The organism is Mitsuaria sp. MSU3D (assembly GCF_056867975.1).
Map to the genome: position 1 here is coordinate 1,146,539 of NZ_CP200314.1, position 16,275 is coordinate 1,162,813.

At 68.8% G+C, this 16,275-nt stretch carries 12 protein-coding genes; 8 read left to right on the top strand and 4 right to left on the bottom strand.

What is annotated here, in order from left to right:
* Window positions 1–4 precede the first annotated feature (4 nt).
* From nuoL to ggt, 7 genes are all read left to right on the top strand, one after another.
* Entirely contained in the window at window positions 5–2,065 is a 2,061-nt protein-coding gene (gene nuoL, locus AC1VNM_RS05245) for an NADH-quinone oxidoreductase subunit L (RefSeq protein WP_483106099.1), read from the top strand.
* Window positions 2,066–2,083: 18 nt separating this feature from the next.
* A complete protein-coding gene (locus tag AC1VNM_RS05250; protein ID WP_377155451.1) occupies window positions 2,084–3,553 on the top strand; it encodes an NADH-quinone oxidoreductase subunit M in 1,470 nt (489 codons plus the stop codon).
* Window positions 3,554–3,565: 12 nt separating this feature from the next.
* Entirely contained in the window at window positions 3,566–5,047 is a 1,482-nt protein-coding gene (gene nuoN / locus AC1VNM_RS05255; protein ID WP_377155450.1) for an NADH-quinone oxidoreductase subunit NuoN, read from the top strand.
* Between the two features lie 58 nt (window positions 5,048–5,105).
* A complete protein-coding gene (locus AC1VNM_RS05260; protein ID WP_377155449.1) occupies window positions 5,106–5,441 on the top strand; it encodes a DUF2818 family protein in 336 nt (111 codons plus the stop codon).
* Window positions 5,422–6,081 (top strand): NUDIX domain-containing protein, encoded by a 660-nt coding sequence (locus tag AC1VNM_RS05265; RefSeq protein WP_377155448.1) that lies wholly within the window; start codon window positions 5,422–5,424, stop codon window positions 6,079–6,081. The genes AC1VNM_RS05260 and AC1VNM_RS05265 overlap by 20 nt, the downstream gene beginning before the upstream one ends.
* 12 nt (window positions 6,082–6,093) lie before the next feature.
* Window positions 6,094–6,588, top strand: a complete 495-nt coding sequence (locus AC1VNM_RS05270; protein WP_483106100.1) for a DUF1178 family protein — start codon at window positions 6,094–6,096, stop codon at window positions 6,586–6,588.
* Window positions 6,589–6,732: 144 nt separating this feature from the next.
* Window positions 6,733–8,403, top strand: coding sequence for a gamma-glutamyltransferase (ggt, locus tag AC1VNM_RS05275; protein ID WP_483109246.1), 1,671 nt, complete (start codon window positions 6,733–6,735; stop codon window positions 8,401–8,403).
* Window positions 8,404–8,425: 22 nt separating this feature from the next.
* Here ggt and AC1VNM_RS05280 read toward each other — a convergent pair whose 3' ends face one another.
* From AC1VNM_RS05280 to AC1VNM_RS05290, 3 genes are all read right to left on the bottom strand, one after another.
* Window positions 8,426–9,688 carry a M56 family metallopeptidase gene (locus tag AC1VNM_RS05280; protein WP_483106101.1) on the bottom strand — a complete coding sequence of 421 codons (1,263 nt, stop codon included), beginning with the start codon at window positions 9,686–9,688 and terminating at the stop codon, window positions 8,426–8,428.
* Window positions 9,681–10,106, bottom strand: coding sequence for a BlaI/MecI/CopY family transcriptional regulator (locus AC1VNM_RS05285; protein WP_483106102.1), 426 nt, complete (start codon window positions 10,104–10,106; stop codon window positions 9,681–9,683). Before AC1VNM_RS05285 ends, AC1VNM_RS05280 begins: the two co-directional genes overlap by 8 nt.
* 123 nt (window positions 10,107–10,229) lie before the next feature.
* On the bottom strand, window positions 10,230–11,180 hold the full coding sequence (locus AC1VNM_RS05290; protein WP_483106103.1) for a 5'-nucleotidase, lipoprotein e(P4) family: 951 nt from the start codon (window positions 11,178–11,180) through the stop codon (window positions 10,230–10,232).
* 123 nt (window positions 11,181–11,303) lie between these two features.
* Here AC1VNM_RS05290 and AC1VNM_RS05295 point away from each other — a divergent pair, with 123 nt between their 5' ends.
* Entirely contained in the window at window positions 11,304–14,792 is a 3,489-nt protein-coding gene (locus AC1VNM_RS05295) for a P-loop NTPase fold protein (RefSeq protein ID WP_483106104.1), read from the top strand.
* Between the two features lie 24 nt (window positions 14,793–14,816).
* Here the strand turns inward: AC1VNM_RS05295 and AC1VNM_RS05300 are convergent, their stop codons facing one another.
* Window positions 14,817–16,274, bottom strand: coding sequence for a 3-deoxy-D-arabino-heptulosonate 7-phosphate synthase (locus tag AC1VNM_RS05300; RefSeq protein ID WP_483106105.1), 1,458 nt, complete (start codon window positions 16,272–16,274; stop codon window positions 14,817–14,819).
* Window position 16,275 lies beyond the last annotated feature (1 nt).

Genomic DNA, 16,275 nt, shown 5'->3' on the forward strand with positions numbered 1-16,275 from the left:
AACAATGTCTGCAACACTCTCTCAGAACATGCTGCTGGCGGTGCCCCTGGCGCCGTTGGCCGGCGCCATCGTGGCGGGCCTGTTCGGCAAGCAGGTGGGCCGCCGCGGCGCCCACGTGGTGACCATCCTCGGCGTGCTGGTGGCGCTGATCATCTCCGTGATGACGCTCAACGCCGTGCTCGACGGCGCGCGCTTCAACCAGACCGTCTACGAGTGGATGGTGCTGGGCGGCCTGAAGATGGAAGTCGGCTTCATGATCGACGGCCTGTCCGCGATGATGATGTGCGTGGTGACCTTCGTCTCGCTGATGGTGCACATCTACACCATCGGCTACATGGAGGAAGACCCCGGCTACCAGCGCTTCTTCAGCTACATCTCGTTGTTCACCTTCAGCATGCTGATGCTGGTGATGTCCAACAACATGCTGCAGCTGTTCTTCGGCTGGGAAGCGGTGGGCCTGGTGTCCTACCTGCTGATCGGCTTCTGGTACACGAAGCCGACGGCGATCTTCGCCAACATGAAGGCCTTCCTGGTGAACCGGGTCGGCGACTTCGGCTTCATCCTGGGCATCGGCCTGCTGGTCGCCTACGGCGGCTCGCTGAACTACACCGAGACCTTCGCCAAGTCGGCGGAACTGGCCAAGATCGGCTTCGCGAATCCCTTCGGCGCCGAGCCGTGGATGATGCTGAGCGTGGCCTGCATCTGCCTGTTCATCGGCGCGATGGGCAAGTCGGCGCAGTTCCCGCTGCACGTGTGGCTGCCGGACTCGATGGAAGGCCCGACCCCGATCTCGGCGCTGATCCACGCGGCGACGATGGTGACGGCCGGCATCTTCATGGTGTCGCGCTTCAGCCCGCTGTTCGAGCTGTCCGACACGGCGCTGAGCTTCGTGCTGGTGATCGGCTCGATCACGGCGCTGTTCATGGGCTTCCTGGGCATCATCCAGAACGACATCAAGCGCGTCGTCGCGTACTCCACGCTCTCGCAGCTGGGCTACATGACGGTGGCGCTGGGCGCCTCGGCCTACTCGGTGGCGGTGTTCCACCTGATGACGCACGCGTTCTTCAAGGCGCTGCTGTTCCTCGGCGCGGGCTCCGTGATCATCGGCATGCACCATGACCAGGACATCCGCAACATGGGCGGCCTGCGCAAGTACATGAAGGTGACCTGGATCACCTCGCTGCTGGGCTCGCTGGCGCTGATCGGCACGCCGTTCTTCTCGGGCTTCTACTCGAAGGACTCGATCATCGAGGCGGTCCACGCCTCGCACCTGCCGGGCGCGGGCTTCGCCTACGTCGCGGTGGTGGCCGGCGTCTTCGTGACGGCGTTCTACAGCTTCCGGATGTACTTCCTGGTCTTCCACGGCAAGGAGAACTTCCACCACAAGCCGTTCCCGGGCGAGCACGACCACCACGATGATCATGACGATCACCATGGCGACGCGCACGACCACACGCCGCATGAGTCGAAGTGGGTGGTGACGGTGCCGCTGGTGCTGCTGGCGATCCCGTCGGTGCTGATCGGCTTCTTCACGATCAAGCCGATGCTGCACGGCGACTTCTTCAAGGACTCGATCTTCGTGAACCACGAGGTCCATCACGCGATGACCGAACTGGGCGAGGAGTTCCACGGCGCCGTCGCGATGGCGGTGCACAGCCTGCAGACGCTGCCGCTGTGGCTGGCGATCGCCGGCGTGGCCGTGGCCTACTGGTTCTACATGATCAGCCCGGCGATCCCGGCCGCGATCGCGCGCATCTTCCGCCCGATCGTGACGATCCTCGAGAACAAGTACTACATGGACTGGTTCAACGAGAACGTGCTGGCCCGCGGCGCGCGCGCGCTCGGATCCGGCCTGTGGAAGGGCGGCGACCAGGGCGTCATCGACGGCGTGCTGATCAACGGCTCGGCGCGCACGGTGGGCGGCGTCGCCGGCCTGGTGCGGCTGATCCAGACCGGCCACCTGTACTGGTACGCGCTGGTGATGATCCTGGGTGTCGTGGGTCTGATGACCTGGCAGCTGTGGCCTTACATGGGGCCCCAATTCAAGGCCCTGTTCGGCCTCTGACGCGGGCGGAGAATAAGAATGTTGCTAAGTCTCTCCATTTGGCTGCCCATCGTCTGCGGTGGCCTGCTGCTCGCGCTCGGGCGCGACAACAATGCCGGCGCGGTGCGCTGGATGGCGCTGGTCGCGGCGGTCGCGTCCTTCCTGGTGACGCTGCCGCTGATCAGCGGCTTCGACAACTCGACGGCGGCGATGCAGTTCGTCGAGGTCGCGACCTGGATCCCGCGCTTCAACATCCACTACCACCTGGGCGTGGACGGCATCTCGATGTGGTTCGTCCCGCTGACGGCCTTCATCTCGATCATCGTGGTGATCGCGGCCTGGGAAGTGATCGACACGCGGGTGCACCAGTACATGGGCGCCTTCCTGATCCTGTCGGGCCTGATGATCGGCGTGTTCTGCGCGCTCGACGGCATGCTGTTCTACGTGTTCTTCGAGGCCACGCTGATCCCGATGTACATCATCATCGGCGTCTGGGGCGGACCTCGTCGCGTGTACGCGGCCTTCAAGTTCTTCCTGTACACGCTGGCCGGCTCGCTGCTGATGCTGATCGCGCTGCTGTACCTGTACAGCCAGTCGGGCAGCTTCGAGATCCTGCTGTGGCACAAGCTGCCGCTGGGGATGCCGGCGCAGACCCTGCTGTTCTTCGCCTTCTTCGCGGCCTTCGCGGTGAAGGTGCCGATGTGGCCGGTGCACACGTGGTTGCCGGACGCCCACGTGGAGGCGCCGACCGGCGGCTCGGTGGTCCTGGCGGCCATCATGCTGAAGCTGGGCGCCTACGGCTTCCTGCGCTTCTCGCTGCCGATCGCGCCGGACGCCGCGCGTCACTACGACTGGTTCATCATCGGCCTGTCGCTGATCGCCGTGATCTACATCGGCCTGGTGGCCATGGTCCAGCGCGACATGAAGAAGCTGGTGGCTTACTCGTCGGTGGCCCACATGGGCTTCGTGACGCTGGGCTTCTTCATCTTCAACGAGCTGGGCGTCGCCGGCGGCCTGGTGCAGATGATCTCGCACGGCTTCGTGTCGGGCGCGATGTTCCTGTGCATCGGCGTCCTGTACGACCGCGTGCATTCGCGTGAGATCGCCGACTACGGCGGCGTCGTCAACACGATGCCCAAGTTCGCGGCGCTGGCGGTGTTCTTCGGCATGGCCAACTGCGGCCTGCCGGCGACGGCCGGTTTCGTGGGCGAGTGGATGGTGATCCTGGGCGCCGTCGGCCACAACTTCTGGATCGGCCTGCTGGCGGCCACGGCGCTGATCTTCGGCGCGGCCTACACGCTGTGGATGATCAAGCGCGTCTACTTCGGCGCGGTGACCAACGACAACGTCCGCAACCTGACCGACATCAACGGCCGCGAGTTCCTGATGCTGGGCGTGCTGGCGATCGCGACGCTCTACATGGGCGTGTACCCGAAGCCGTTCACCGACGTGATGCATCAGTCCGTCGACGCGCTGCTCAAGCACGTCGCGGTGTCCAAGATCCAATAAGGGCCCAACACAATGAACGACATGAACTGGGTCGCGGTCTATCCCGAAATCCTGTTGCTGGCGCTGGCCTGCGTGGTCGCGCTGGTGGACCTGTTCGTCACCGACGCGCGCCGCACGACGACCTACTGGCTGACGCAGCTCAGCCTGGCGGTGGTCGGCGTGATGCACTTCGCCGCGATGGGCGACGTGCCCACCGAGACGATGCAGGGCATGCTGGTCGTCGACCCGCTCAGCCACCTGCTGAGCGGCGTCAGCGCCATCGCGCTGATCGTCACGCTGGTCTACGCGCGTCCGTACGCCGAGTCGCGCGACATCCTCAAGGGCGAGCTGTTCACGCTGAGCCTGCTGGTGCTGCTGGGCGTCAACGTGATGGTGGCGGCCAACAACTTCCTGACCACCTACCTGGGTCTGGAACTGATGAGCCTGTCGCTGTACGCGCTGACGGCGCTGCGTCGCGATCACACGATCTCGACCGAAGCCGCGATGAAGTACTTCGTGCTGGGCGCGCTGGCCTCGGGCTTCCTGCTGTACGGCCTGTCGATGATGTACGGCGCCACGGGCTCGCTCTCGATCCCGCGCGTGTTCGAGGTCATCTCCACCGGCACCGTCAACAAGGGCGTGCTGGTGCTGGGCGTGGTCTTCGTCGTCGCCGGCCTGGGCTTCAAGCTGGGTGCCGCGCCTTTCCACATGTGGGTGCCGGACGTCTACCAGGGCGCGCCGACGGCCGCGACGCTGCTGATCGGCGGCGCGCCCAAGCTGGCCGCGCTGGGCATGACGCTGCGTCTGCTGGTGGAAGGCATGCTGCCGCTGGCGACCGACTGGCAGCAGATGATGCTGGTGATGGCGGTGGCCTCGCTGGTCGTGGGCAACCTGGCGGCGATCGCGCAGAGCAACCTGAAGCGGATGCTGGCGTACTCGACGATCTCGCAGATGGGCTTCGTCGTGCTGGGCCTGGCTTCGGGCGTGGTGAACGGCCAGCCGGACCTGCATGCGCTGAACGCCTACAGCTCGGCGATGTTCTACGCGATCACCTACGTGCTGACGACGCTGGGCAGCTTCGGCCTGATCATGCTGCTGGCGCGCCAGGGCTTCGAGTCCGAGCAGATCAGCGATCTGGCCGGCCTGTTCAAGCGCAGCCCGTGGTACGCCTTCGTGATGGCGATCTACATGTTCTCGCTGGCCGGCATCCCGCCGATGGTGGGCTTCTACGGCAAGCTGGCCGTGCTGCAGGCGATGGTCACGACGGGCCAGTCGCTCTACATCTGGCTGGCCGTGATCGCGGTGCTGCTGTCGCTGGTGGGCGCGTTCTACTACCTGCGTGTCGTGAAGGTCATGTTCTTCGATGAACCGACCGACCACAGCCCGCTGAGCGCCCCCGCGGACGCCCGCGTGGTGATGTCGCTGAACGGCGCCGCGGTGCTGGTGCTGGGCCTGGTGCCGAGCGGCCTGCTGGCACTGTGCAGCCAGGCCGTCACGCGCGCGCTGGCGCACTGATCGCCGGCGACGGCGGGCGGAAACGGCAGCGGCCGACGACGGGATACGGAGCACGATCATGGATCAAGGCGTTTCTGTCTGGATGGTGCTGGTGGTCGCGCTTGTCGCGGCCAACCTGCCTTACCTGAGTTCGCGCATCCTGCTGGTGGGGCCGCGTCGCGATCCCAAGGCCGGCGGCTGGCGCCTGCTGGAGCTTTTCCTGCTCGCGCTGGTGACGCTGGCCGTGGGCTTCGGCCTCGAGTCGCAGCAGGGCCAGCGTTTCCCGCAGGGCTGGGAGTTCTACGCGGCGGCGCTGGCGATGTTCGTGACCTTGGGCTTCCCGGGTTTCGTGTGGCGCTACCTGCGCCGCTCGCGGGCCAAGGTGCGAGAGTTCGATGACGAAGAAGCTGCCTGACGCCAACCGACCCGATGACGACGGCGTGATCGGCATCCCGCCGGCCGCCGATGCCGACGAACATCTGCGCGAAGCCCCGCTGGCGTCCGAGTGGATCCTGCGGGGCAATTTTCTTCATGTGAAGCGCGACCGTGTCGCGCTGCCCAATGGCCGGGAGGCCACGCGCGAGTACATCCGCCACCCCGGCGCGGCGGTGATCGTGCCGCTGTTCGACGACGGCCGCGTGCTGCTGGAACGCCAGTACCGCTATCCGATGGGCCGCGTGGTGCTGGAGTTTCCCGCGGGCAAGCTGGATCCGGACGAATCTCCGCTGCGCTGCGCGATGCGCGAGCTGTTCGAGGAGACCGGCTTCCGCGCGCGCGAGTGGGCCTACGCGGGCGTGCTCCACAACGCGATCGCCTATTCGGACGAACGCATCGAGATCTTCTTCGCCCGCGGCCTGATCGCCGGCGAACGGCAGCTCGACGACGAGGAGTTCCTCGACCTGCTGCCGGTGGCCGAGGACGAGCTCGACCGCATGGCCTTCGACGGTCGCGTCACCGACGCGAAGACGCTGATCTGCCTGCAATGGCTGCAGCGCTGGCGGGCCGGCGCATGGCCATTGGACTGGATGCCGGCGGACGAAGCGTCCAGCCGCTAGCATCGGTCCATCATGCTGGTACTGAACCTGGCCTGCGAGGCCGGCCATGCCTTTGAGGGCTGGTTCGCCTCCGCCACCGATTTCGAGTCGCAACAAGCGCGCGGCCTGCTGAGCTGCCCGCTGTGCAACAGCGCGGCCGTGCGGCGGATGCCGAGCGCGCCGCGGCTGAATCTCTCTTCCGCCGCCGAGCCGACGACGGCGAAGTCGCGCACGAGCGGCGCCGAAGCGCCGTCGCTGCCTTCGGGGCCCTCGATGCCGGACGGCGTGCCGCCGATCGCGATCGAGATGCAGAAGCAGGTCCTGCAGGCGGTTCGCACGCTGATGGCGAAGACCGAGGACGTGGGCGACCGATTCGCCACCGAGGCGCGCCGCATCCATTACGGCGAAGCCGAGGAGCGCGGCATCCGCGGCCGCGCGACGCCGGACGAGGCGCGCGAGCTCGCGGACGAGGGCATCGACATCGTCGCACTGCCGGTGCCCGATGCGCTGAAAGACCCTCTCCAGTAACGACCTGACGCCGCTTGGGATTGCGGGCGACACCGCCGCGGGTGTCGAATGCCCCGTCGCATCTCTTGAGGAATCAGGTTCATGAAGACTTTCCGTTTGCTCACGTGTGCCGCGGCGGTGACCGCGTCCCTGGCCTTTGCGCCGATGGCGCCGTCCCTCGCAGCGTCGGCCGCGCCGGTGGCCGCGCAGAACGGCATGGTGGTGACCGCGCAGCACCTCGCGACGCGGGTCGGCGTCGACGTGCTCAAGGACGGCGGCAATGCCGTCGATGCCGCGGTGGCGGTGGGCTACGCGCTTGCGGTCGTGTACCCGGCGGCGGGCAACCTCGGCGGCGGCGGGTTCATGACGATCCAGCTGGCCGACGGCCGCAAGACCTTCCTCGACTTCCGCGAGAAGGCCCCGCTGGCCGCGACGGCCAACATGTACCTCGACAAGGACGGCAACGTCATCAAGGGCCTGAGCACGCACGGGCACCTCGCGGTGGGCGTGCCGGGGACGGTCTCCGGCATGGAGTACGCGCGGGAGAAGTACGGCACGATGAAGCGCCCCGCGCTGATCGCGCCCGCGATTGCGCTGGCGGACCGCGGCTTCGCGCTGGACCAGGGCGACGTCGACATGTTCCAGACGGCCACGAAGGACTTCGTGGCGGACCCGGCCTCCGGCGCGATCTTCCTGAACAAGGGCAAGCCCTTCCAGGCCGGCGACAAGCTGGTGCAGAAGGACCTGGCCAAGACGCTGCGCGAGATCGGCGCCAAAGGCACGGACGGCTTCTACAAAGGCTGGGTGGCGAAGGCGCTGGTCGAGTCCAGCCAGGCCGGCAAGGGCATCCTGACGCAGGCCGACCTGGACCAGTACCAGACGCGTGAGCTGCCCCCGGTGGAATGCGACTACCGCGGCTACCACGTCGTGTCGGCGCCGCCGCCGAGCTCGGGCGGCGTGATCATCTGCGAGATGCTGAACATCCTCGAGGGCTACCCGCTGCGGCAGCTCGGCTGGGGATCGGCGCAGGGCGCGCACTACCAGATCGAGGCGATGCGCCATGCCTACGTCGATCGCAACAGCACGCTGGGTGATCCGGACTTCGTGAAGAACCCGCTGCAGCGGCTGCTGGACAAGAACTACGCGGCCAAGCTGCGCGCGGCGATCGACCCGGCGAAGGCGGGCGTGTCGATGGAGATCAAGCCCGGCGTGCCACCGCATGAGGGCAGCAACACGACTCACTACTCGATCGCGGACAAGTGGGGCAACGCGGTGTCGGTGACCTACACGCTGAACGACTGGTTCGGCGCGAAGGTCACAGCGGCGAAGACGGGCGTGCTGCTCAACAACGAGATGGACGACTTCACGTCCAAGGTCGGCGTTCCCAACATGTACGGCCTGGTGCAGGGCGAGGCGAATGCGATCGCGCCCGGGAAGCGCCCCTTGTCGTCGATGAGCCCGACGATCGTGACCAAGGACGGCAAACCGGTGATGGTGGTCGGGACGCCGGGTGGCAGCCGCATCATCACGGCCGTGCTGCAGACGATGCTCAACGCCATCGACTTCGACATGCACGTGCAGGAGGCGGTGGACGCGCCGCGCTTCCACCAGCAATGGCTGCCGGACGTGACCAACGTCGAACCGTATGCGTTCTCGCCGGACACGCGCAAGCTGCTGGAAGGCATGGGGCACAAGCTGGGCGCGCCGCATCCGGCGAACCACCTGGCGGCGATCATCGTCGGCGCGCCGTCGCTCAATGGGAAGCCGGTGGGGAACAACCGCTTCTACGGCGCGAACGATCCGCGGCGGAACACGGGGCTGGCGGCCGGCTATTGAGGCGTGCGGCCGGGGCGGCCGTTCAGTCCAGCAGCGTCGGCGTGATTCGCAGATCGATGATCGGCATGGCCCCGTCCACGGGCGCGACGTTCAGGTGGGAGGGCTGCGCGTTGGCCATCACCGACTCGTTCTCGTACAGCGGGCGCCCGCCCTGGCTGGCCACGAAGGTCACGAAGAGATCGCCGAGCAGACTGCCCGGCGGCTGCCGGCGCGCGGTGAAGACGAGCTTGACCTGATCCGGCGTGGGTTTGTCGAGCGTGCCGCCCATCAGCACCATGGCCTGCTCGCCCTCGCGGACGATGAGCCGCATGGCCGATTTGCGCTTGTCGCTCGCCTCCTTCGTGCCGGTGGTGACTTCCACGGCGATGTCGAGGCTGATGCGGGCTTCGCCCGGCGGGATGTCCGTGGGCTTGGGCTTGGTCGCGTGCACGGCGTTGGCGGCGCCCAGCGCCAGGGCGGCCAGCAGCGTGGCGCCCAGCAGGCGGCGGACGAGGGAACGCGGCGGGTGACGCAGCATGGCGACTCTTTCTATCAAGGGGTGGGACGAGCGCCAGCCGGACCACGGCTGGAGCGGCGAAGGGGATTGCTGGGCACGCAGCAGCGCGCGGCCGTAGTCGGCCTCGCGGCCGGGAAAGCGGCGCATCACGGCCTGGTCGCAGGACACCTCCTGGTCCGCGCGCATTGCGCGCAGCGCCAGCCACGCCAGCGGGTTGAACCAGTGCAGCGCGCAGAGCGCGGCGGCGAGAGCGTTCCAATGGTTGTCGAAGCGACGGCGATGGACGTCCTCATGCGCGAGCACCAGCGGGCGTTGGATGGCGTCGAAGCGTTGCTCGAAATCCGGCGGCAGGACCAGCCGGGCCGGCCACAGGCCGACCAGCGCCGGGCCTTGTTCGCCGATCCAGTGGCGGGCGTGCGCGTCGCGCGTCAGCGTCGCACCGAATCGGCGCTGCAGCCAGACCATGCGCGCGACGATGACCATCGCACCGACGGCCCAGAGCGCCAGCCAGAGCATCGCGGATGCGAGCGGCGAGCCGGCAACCGCGGTCGACGACTCCACCGGCGGGGCAATGATCATGCGCATCTGACCAGGCGTGTGGGTCAGGGGCGGGCGGCTCGCGGGGAGCAGGTCGACCAGCAGCAGCGCCGGCAGCACCAGCCAGGCCGCGTAGGCCAGCCCGGGGCTGAAGCAGCGTGTCAAGGGACGACGCAAGGTCAGCAAGGCGACCGCGACGAGGGCAACGAGCGCGCTCTGCCGGAGCAACGCATGGAGCAGGGCGTCAGTCATCGGCGGCATCTCCCTTGCGGGACTTGCGCGGCTTGGCGGCGCGCTGCTCGTGGTCGTCGATCAACTGCTTGAGCGCCTTGACGTCGCTGGCCTTGAGCTGGCGGCGCGCGGAGAAGTGCGACACCAGCGGCGCGAGGCTGCCGCCGAAGAGGCGGTCCAGCAGCGAGAGGCTCTCGCTGTGCGCCCAGTCGGCGCGCGGGAAGCGCGGCGCGTAGAGGAAGCGCCGGCCGTCGCGCTCGGCGACGAGGGCGTCCTTCTTCAGCAGCCGGTTCAACAACGTCTTCACCGTGGCGAGCTGCCAGTCCTGCCGGTCGGAAAGCGCCGCGGCGATGTCCTCCGCCGACAGCGGCGAGGAGCGCCAGAGCACTTCCATGACCTCGGCTTCGGCGGAGGTGATGGGCGGGAGATCGTCGGGCATGTGATTCCGTTTACGTATGTAATCGAATGAATGATTACAGCTGTAAATGGAATCGTCAAGCCCTCAAGCCCTCAAGCGCCTAAGCCCAAGAGGGGCCACGTCCGGTGGCCTTGCGTTGATCGATCACTGAGCGGCGGACGCTCCGGACGCCGGGACGGTTGGTTCGGCGGAGCCGGGTCCGCGCCAGGGCTTCAGCGCGTCGTAGCGTTGAGGCAGCGTCAGGGAATCGCCCCAGGATCCGTAAGTCGGATTGGGGATCGGCACCCAGGTCAGGCCCCAGCGTTTCGCGTGGCCCTGCTCGACGTACTTCGCGCGGGGCACGAAGTCGTTGAGGTCGTCGCCGACGAGCATGGCGATGCGATGCGTGCGCGCCACCGCCAGGCGCCTGGCGCTCTTGTCGGATTCGGCCCAGTCCGCGCGGTCGCCGCGCAGCATCAGGTCGCCGGGAGCGACGGGGCGGCCCAGCACCCGTTCCAGATTCGCGAGCGTCTGCGCCTTCTGTGGGCACGCGGCGTGAAGGCCTTCGGGTCCGTAGGGGCCGTTGGCGGGGCAGGTGCGGTTGGTGACGAAGACGACACGGAAGCCGAGGGCGCGCGCACGGGCGATGAACGCGGGCGCTCCCGGAATCGCGGTGGCCTGCGCGGAAGCGACCCAGGCGGCCCACGAGGCGCTGTCGTAGGGCTTGCCAGCCTGGATGCGCCACGCCTCGTACGGCGAGTTGTCGACCACCGTCTCGTCGACGTCCAGCACGATCGCCGGCGGCTTGCGGGCGAAGCCGCCTTGCGCGGCCTGCTCGAGCGACGCGGTCTCGTGGGTGGCCTTGCGCGCGGCGGGGAGGCGGGCGGTCGCGGCGCGATAAACCGCAAGCGTCGCGGCCCGCCGTTCGACGGCGGTCTGGAACCACAAGGTGGCCGTCACGCCCTCGCGGCCGATGATCGGTGGCTCGCTGGCGGAGACCGCCGGCGCCGCCGGTGTGACCTGCGCCATCGAGACCATGGCGGTCATCGGGCTCACCGCCACGACCGCGGCCAGCGTCGTGCGTGTGAGGCGGAGTCGGATCGCTGCGAGGCGCATGCCGGTGACTTTCTCTTGGTTCGGAACGCGTGGATTGTGCGATGGCGCGGGCTCATCCCAATTGATGATGCGCGGGCCGGGGCCGCGGGATATACGGATGACGTTGCCCACTCGCTCCTCGCCATGCAAGCTCCCTCGCCCGGCTCGCCCGGCTCGCCCGGCTCGCCTGCGACGCATCGACGCGGTGGCCGTGTCTGGCTGACGATGGGGCTCGTCTGGTGCGCGCTCGCCACCACCGTGGCGTTGTTGCAGCCGCCTGGGCCAGTGGACTCGGCACTGCCGGTCACGCGCGTCGAGCGCGGTCTCTGGGAATGGTGGCTTCTCCCCGTCGAACGCAACGCGTTCCGGCGCCTGCCCGATGTCAGCGGAAACCTCACGTCCATCGCCGTCGACGACGACAGCCAGCGGTGGTGGCTCGCGAGTGACGACGGCGTCACGATCGAGACGCTGGACGGCGGCGCGACGTGGCACTCGGCGGATCGCCCCGGCACTTCCAGGATGAGGGAGGTGCGCCTCGACGCGACTCACCCCGTGGGCGCGGTGATCATGGAGAGTGGTCGCGTGTTCGTCATGGACGAACAGGCCCGGCGTTGGTCGGAAGCCGGCTACGGGTCGTCGGCCATCGCGCCGTCGAGCGTCGTCCAGTCCGTGAACCGGCCACCACCGCGCGATGTGAAGGCGCCGCCGGTGCAGTCGCTCCCGGTGCAGGCGTCCCCGGCACCGGCCTATCAGGAAGGGGACGGCTTCCGGCTCCTGACGGTTGTCCGCTTGGATGACGCGGGACGGCGCGCGTGGGCGCTGGGGAAGAACGGCCTCCTGATCACGTCCGACGATGGCGCGCTGACGTGGTCGCCGGCGACGAGAAGGGCCTTGGACGCACTGCTGAGCGTCGACTTCTCCGACGACGGCGAACGTGGCTGGGCCTACGGTGCCAGCGGCACCGTGCTGAGGACCGACGATGGCGGCAAGACCTGGCGCTCGCAGCCGGCGGGCATTGCTGCGGGACTGGCCGTGCTGCGCGTCAGCGCCGACGGCAAGAAGGCGTGGGCGATGGGCGCGAAAGACGACAGTGTGCTCCAGACCACCAACGGCGGCCTGCTGTGGGAACCCGGGGACCTGACCGCGCCGGACGCGCAAGCGGCGATGGCGCGTCCGCGTCAACCGCTGCGGCCGCCGATGCCCTTGCCCTTTGGCTTGCGCACGGGCTACATCGGCACGGACGGTTTGCGTGGCTGGGCCGTCGGCGACGGCGGCCTGCTGCTGACCACGCGCGACGGCGGCCGCACCTGGATTGATCCCCGTGTCTATGCGCGCTATCCGGCGCCTTGGTACTGGCTCGCCTTGCTCCTGTCGGTGCCGATGTTCCTTCGCGCCTGGCGGTCGTTCACGCAGGCGCGCCAGGTGGTGGCCGGCATGGCCGACACGCCGGCCACCGACGCGGCGTTGACCGACCCGAAGCAGGACCGGCTCAACTTCGAGCCGCTCGCCGCGGGCATCTCCCGCTTCCTGCGCAACCCGGCGACCGAGCCGCCGCTGACGCTCGCCATCACCGGCGACTGGGGTTCGGGCAAGAGCTCGCTGATGGGCCTCGTGTGCGCGGACCTGCGCAAGCATGGCTCGCGTCCGATCTGGTTCAACGCCTGGCACCACCAGAAGGAGGATCACCTCTTCGCCGCGCTGCTGGGCGCGCTGAGCAAGCAGGCGCTGCCGCCCTGGCTCAGCCTCGATGGCATCGGCTTCCGGCTGCGCCTGTTGTGGCTGCGCTCGCGCAAGCACTGGGTGTTCACGGTGCTCCTGTGCGCGGCGGCGGCGTTGATCCTGACCTTGCACGCGGGGATGAACGATCCCGCAGCGGAGGCTCAGATGCTGCGGCGCGTCGACCAGGTGCTGGGCTCGCTGGCAGGGCAGGAGCCCGCGAAGACCGCCGCCGCGCCGACAAGGACGGCGGCGGGACCGGCGTCGGATGCCGCTTCGAGCACGACGCCGAGTGCACCGCCCTTGCCCTGGGCGGAATGGCTCGCGCTGTTGACGGTCGCGGGCACCACGCTGGCCGCGTTGCGCAAGGCGCTGACGGCCTTCGGCGCGGATCCCGCCGCGCTGCTGGCCGGCGGGCTTCAAGGGATGAAACCCAAGCTCGCCGCCGAGCAGAACAGCTTCCGCACGCGATTCGCCGAGCAGTTCGGCGAGGTCTCGCGCGCCTTGCCCGAGCGCGTGGTCGTCGTCATCGACGATCTCGACCGCTGCCGGCCCGAGGCCGTGCTCGAGATCATGGAAGCGGTGAACTTCCTGACCTCGTCAGGGCAGTGCTTCGTGCTCTTCGGCATGGCGACCGACAAGGTGCAGGCGGCGCTGGCGATCGCGTTCGAGCGCATCGCGAAGGAGCTGGCGAGCGCGTCCGCATCCGATGCCAACGCCAACCCCGAGCAGGCCGCGCGCGAGCAGCGCCGTGCCTACGCGGCCAACTACTTGCAGAAGCTGATCAACCTGGAGATCAAGGTGCCGACCGCGCAGTCGTATGAGGCGTGGCGGCTGCTGACCGACGATCCGGCGATGGCCGCCTCGTCGTCGTGGCGGCGCGAGGCGATGCAGGGGCTCCGTCGCCACGCGATGTGGTTGGCGCTCGCGGGCGCGATCGCAGGCGGCGTGAGTCTGGGCGTCCTGCTGCGCCCGCAGCTTCCGTTGAAGGCGCAAGCGCAAGACCTGGCAACGGGGCCTGTGTTGACGGCCGCGTCCGCCCCGGAGGCCGCGGCCGTCGCGAGCGCGGCGAGCGCGCCGCGCTGGGTACCGACACCGGGCCTTGGCGCATCCGATCCGACGCTGGCCTGGGGGCGATCCCCCGCGCAGTCGGCGACGCGGGTGCTCGTGCAAGCCGGCGCGGGCAGTCATGCGGATGCATGGATCGTGGCCGGCGTGCTGGTCGTCGGCGCCGCGTTGGCGGGACTGCTGCTCCTGCGCGCCGCGAGCCGGCGCCATCGCGAGGCCACCGATTCCAAGGACTTCCGCGACGCGCTCAAGGTCTGGACCGAGCTGGTCCGCGAGTCCGCCCACACCCCGCGCGCGGTCAAGCGCTTCGGCAACAAGCTGCGCTACTTCGAGATGCTGCAGCAAGGGGAAGCGCGCGATCGCACGTTGCTCGATGACCTCAAGGCGCGGCTGCGCCGTTTCGCCACGAGGGACGACGACGCGGCCTCGGCGGCGAACCCGCCGAGCGCAGAGCCGAATCGACGGATCGCCGCGCAGCAGCTCGTGGCGCTGGGCGCGCTGCACGAAGCCTTCGGCGCAGACTGGCTGTCGCGATTCCGGTCGGATCTGGGTCACAGCCGGCCAGGCGACTTCTCGACGTTTTCCCAGTACGACGACGTGCGACTGATCGATGACGCGGAGCGCTTCATCGCGAAGCACGAACTGCTGTTCGGCACCGGATGGCCGCCGCGTCCGGAAGAGGTGGAGGTCTTCGCGCGCCTGCTCGACGGGATCCGCATGCCTGGCGAATCGGAAGAGGTCGACATGCGCGGGCCGTCCGAGAACAGCGCGGCAGCAAATGCGGAGCCGGATTCGGAGCCGCCTTCGCCTTCGCCTTCGCCTTCGTCCAGTCGGCCCGAAATGAAATGACCGGCCGCTGCCGATCGATCGCTCTCAGGCCGTCACCGCGGTCAGCAGGTCGTGCGGATGGACCATCAACTCGCGCACGACGCGCAGCGTCGCGTACTGGTGCAGGACCGAGGTGAAGGCGGGCGCTTCGAGCAGCAGTCGCCAGACCGGGCGCAGCAGGGAAGGGGTGACCGGCGAGCCGTCCTCCAGCCGCATGGCGACCTCCAGGCTGGCCTCCGCGGAGAGCAGTTGCATGCGGCTCGCCGCGTTGAGCAGCCGCGGCGCGCGCTCCTCCGGACCGTCGCAGCAATAGAGCACGGCGCGCGCGAGATCGCCCTGCTCGGTGGGCAGCTTGCTCAGCGAGGCGCCGCGCAGGCGCACGTCGCCATCGTTCGAGGCGAACCCATAGGTCGTGCCGATGTCGGCCTGCGCCAGCAGGCGCAAGCCGCGCAGCAGACGGGGCAGGTCTGTCGTCGCGGCATCCGGGGAGGCCTTGGCTTCGATGAGCAGGCAAAGGTCCCAGTCCTCGCCGCCAAGCTCCGCGGTCCCATGGCGCCGCAGCAGTGCCACGTCCCATTCGCTCTTCGCGCGTTGCGCATCGCCGGGGAAGGAGGGCGGCACCCGCAGCGAAGTCGCGACCCGGTATCGCGTGCCACCAACACCGGTACTGGTACCAACATCGCCGGGGCCCGTGCCGACACCGCTGCCGCCTTCCGCATTCATGCGGCTGACGAGCGCGTCGAGCGCCTCGGTGGCCAGCGCCTCCACCGCGTCACCGCGCTGCTGTGCGCCTGCGCCGCTGGCGGCCGCCTGCTCGCTGCCGGCGACCGGTCCTTGCCGGTCCCACAGCGCGCGATAACGCGCCACGAGTGCATCGGAGGACAGCGCGTCGAGGCGCCGGAGATGCTTCATCGCACTGTCGTCGGCGAGGCGCTCGAGGCCGCGAAGGAGCAGCGGTTCGGCGCGAACCTCGGGCAGGTCGCGCAACGGCGCGATGACGTCGGACACACGCGCCCAGTCGCCCGCTTCGCCCGCGGCGTGAAGCGCCAGCAGCGCCTCGCGCGCCGGTCCCGGCGATCGGCGCTGCGTTTTCGCGGGATGGGCGAGGGCGTTGACCGCGGCGCGGACCGCGCGACGATCGCGCTCGGCATGCGCGCTGAGCGAGGCGTACTCGCGGACCACCGCCGAGCGGTGGCGCAACACCATGGCCTGGAAGGCGGGGTCGCCGCCGCTTTCCGCGATGTCGTCGCCATGCGTCTTGAGCGGACGCATCGCCTCGCCGATCAGGTCGGCGAGCGCGTCGAGGAACAGCGTCTGCACGGCGTCTTCGGGTGCCTCCCCGCTGGCGAGTGCCGTCCGTGCGTATTCGATCGCGACGGCGAGCGCGGTCGCCGCGCCCGCGGCGCGAGCGTCCTGCAAGGTCGCCGGCAGCGCGGGCGCGCGATACCGTCGGGCCGTCCGCCGCAGCGCGTCTTCGAGGAGCGGGGGCAGGGCCTGCGACACC

Bases quoted from the DNA above. Each gene is read 5' to 3' on its own strand.
- nuoL (WP_483106099.1), top strand. From the start codon at position 5: ATGTCTGCAACACTCTCTCAGAACATGCTGCTGGCGGTGCCCCTGGCG.
- AC1VNM_RS05250 (WP_377155451.1), top strand. From the start codon at position 2,084: ATGTTGCTAAGTCTCTCCATTTGGCTGCCCATCGTCTGCGGTGGCCTG.
- nuoN (WP_377155450.1), top strand. From the start codon at position 3,566: ATGAACGACATGAACTGGGTCGCGGTCTATCCCGAAATCCTGTTGCTG.
- AC1VNM_RS05260 (WP_377155449.1), top strand. From the start codon at position 5,106: ATGGATCAAGGCGTTTCTGTCTGGATGGTGCTGGTGGTCGCGCTTGTC.
- AC1VNM_RS05265 (WP_377155448.1), top strand. From the start codon at position 5,422: ATGACGAAGAAGCTGCCTGACGCCAACCGACCCGATGACGACGGCGTG.
- AC1VNM_RS05270 (WP_483106100.1), top strand. From the start codon at position 6,094: ATGCTGGTACTGAACCTGGCCTGCGAGGCCGGCCATGCCTTTGAGGGC.
- ggt (WP_483109246.1), top strand. From the start codon at position 6,733: ATGGCGCCGTCCCTCGCAGCGTCGGCCGCGCCGGTGGCCGCGCAGAAC.
- AC1VNM_RS05280 (WP_483106101.1), bottom strand. From the start codon at position 9,688: ATGACTGACGCCCTGCTCCATGCGTTGCTCCGGCAGAGCGCGCTCGTT.
- AC1VNM_RS05285 (WP_483106102.1), bottom strand. From the start codon at position 10,106: ATGCCCGACGATCTCCCGCCCATCACCTCCGCCGAAGCCGAGGTCATG.
- AC1VNM_RS05290 (WP_483106103.1), bottom strand. From the start codon at position 11,180: ATGCGCCTCGCAGCGATCCGACTCCGCCTCACACGCACGACGCTGGCC.
- AC1VNM_RS05295 (WP_483106104.1), top strand. From the start codon at position 11,304: ATGCAAGCTCCCTCGCCCGGCTCGCCCGGCTCGCCCGGCTCGCCTGCG.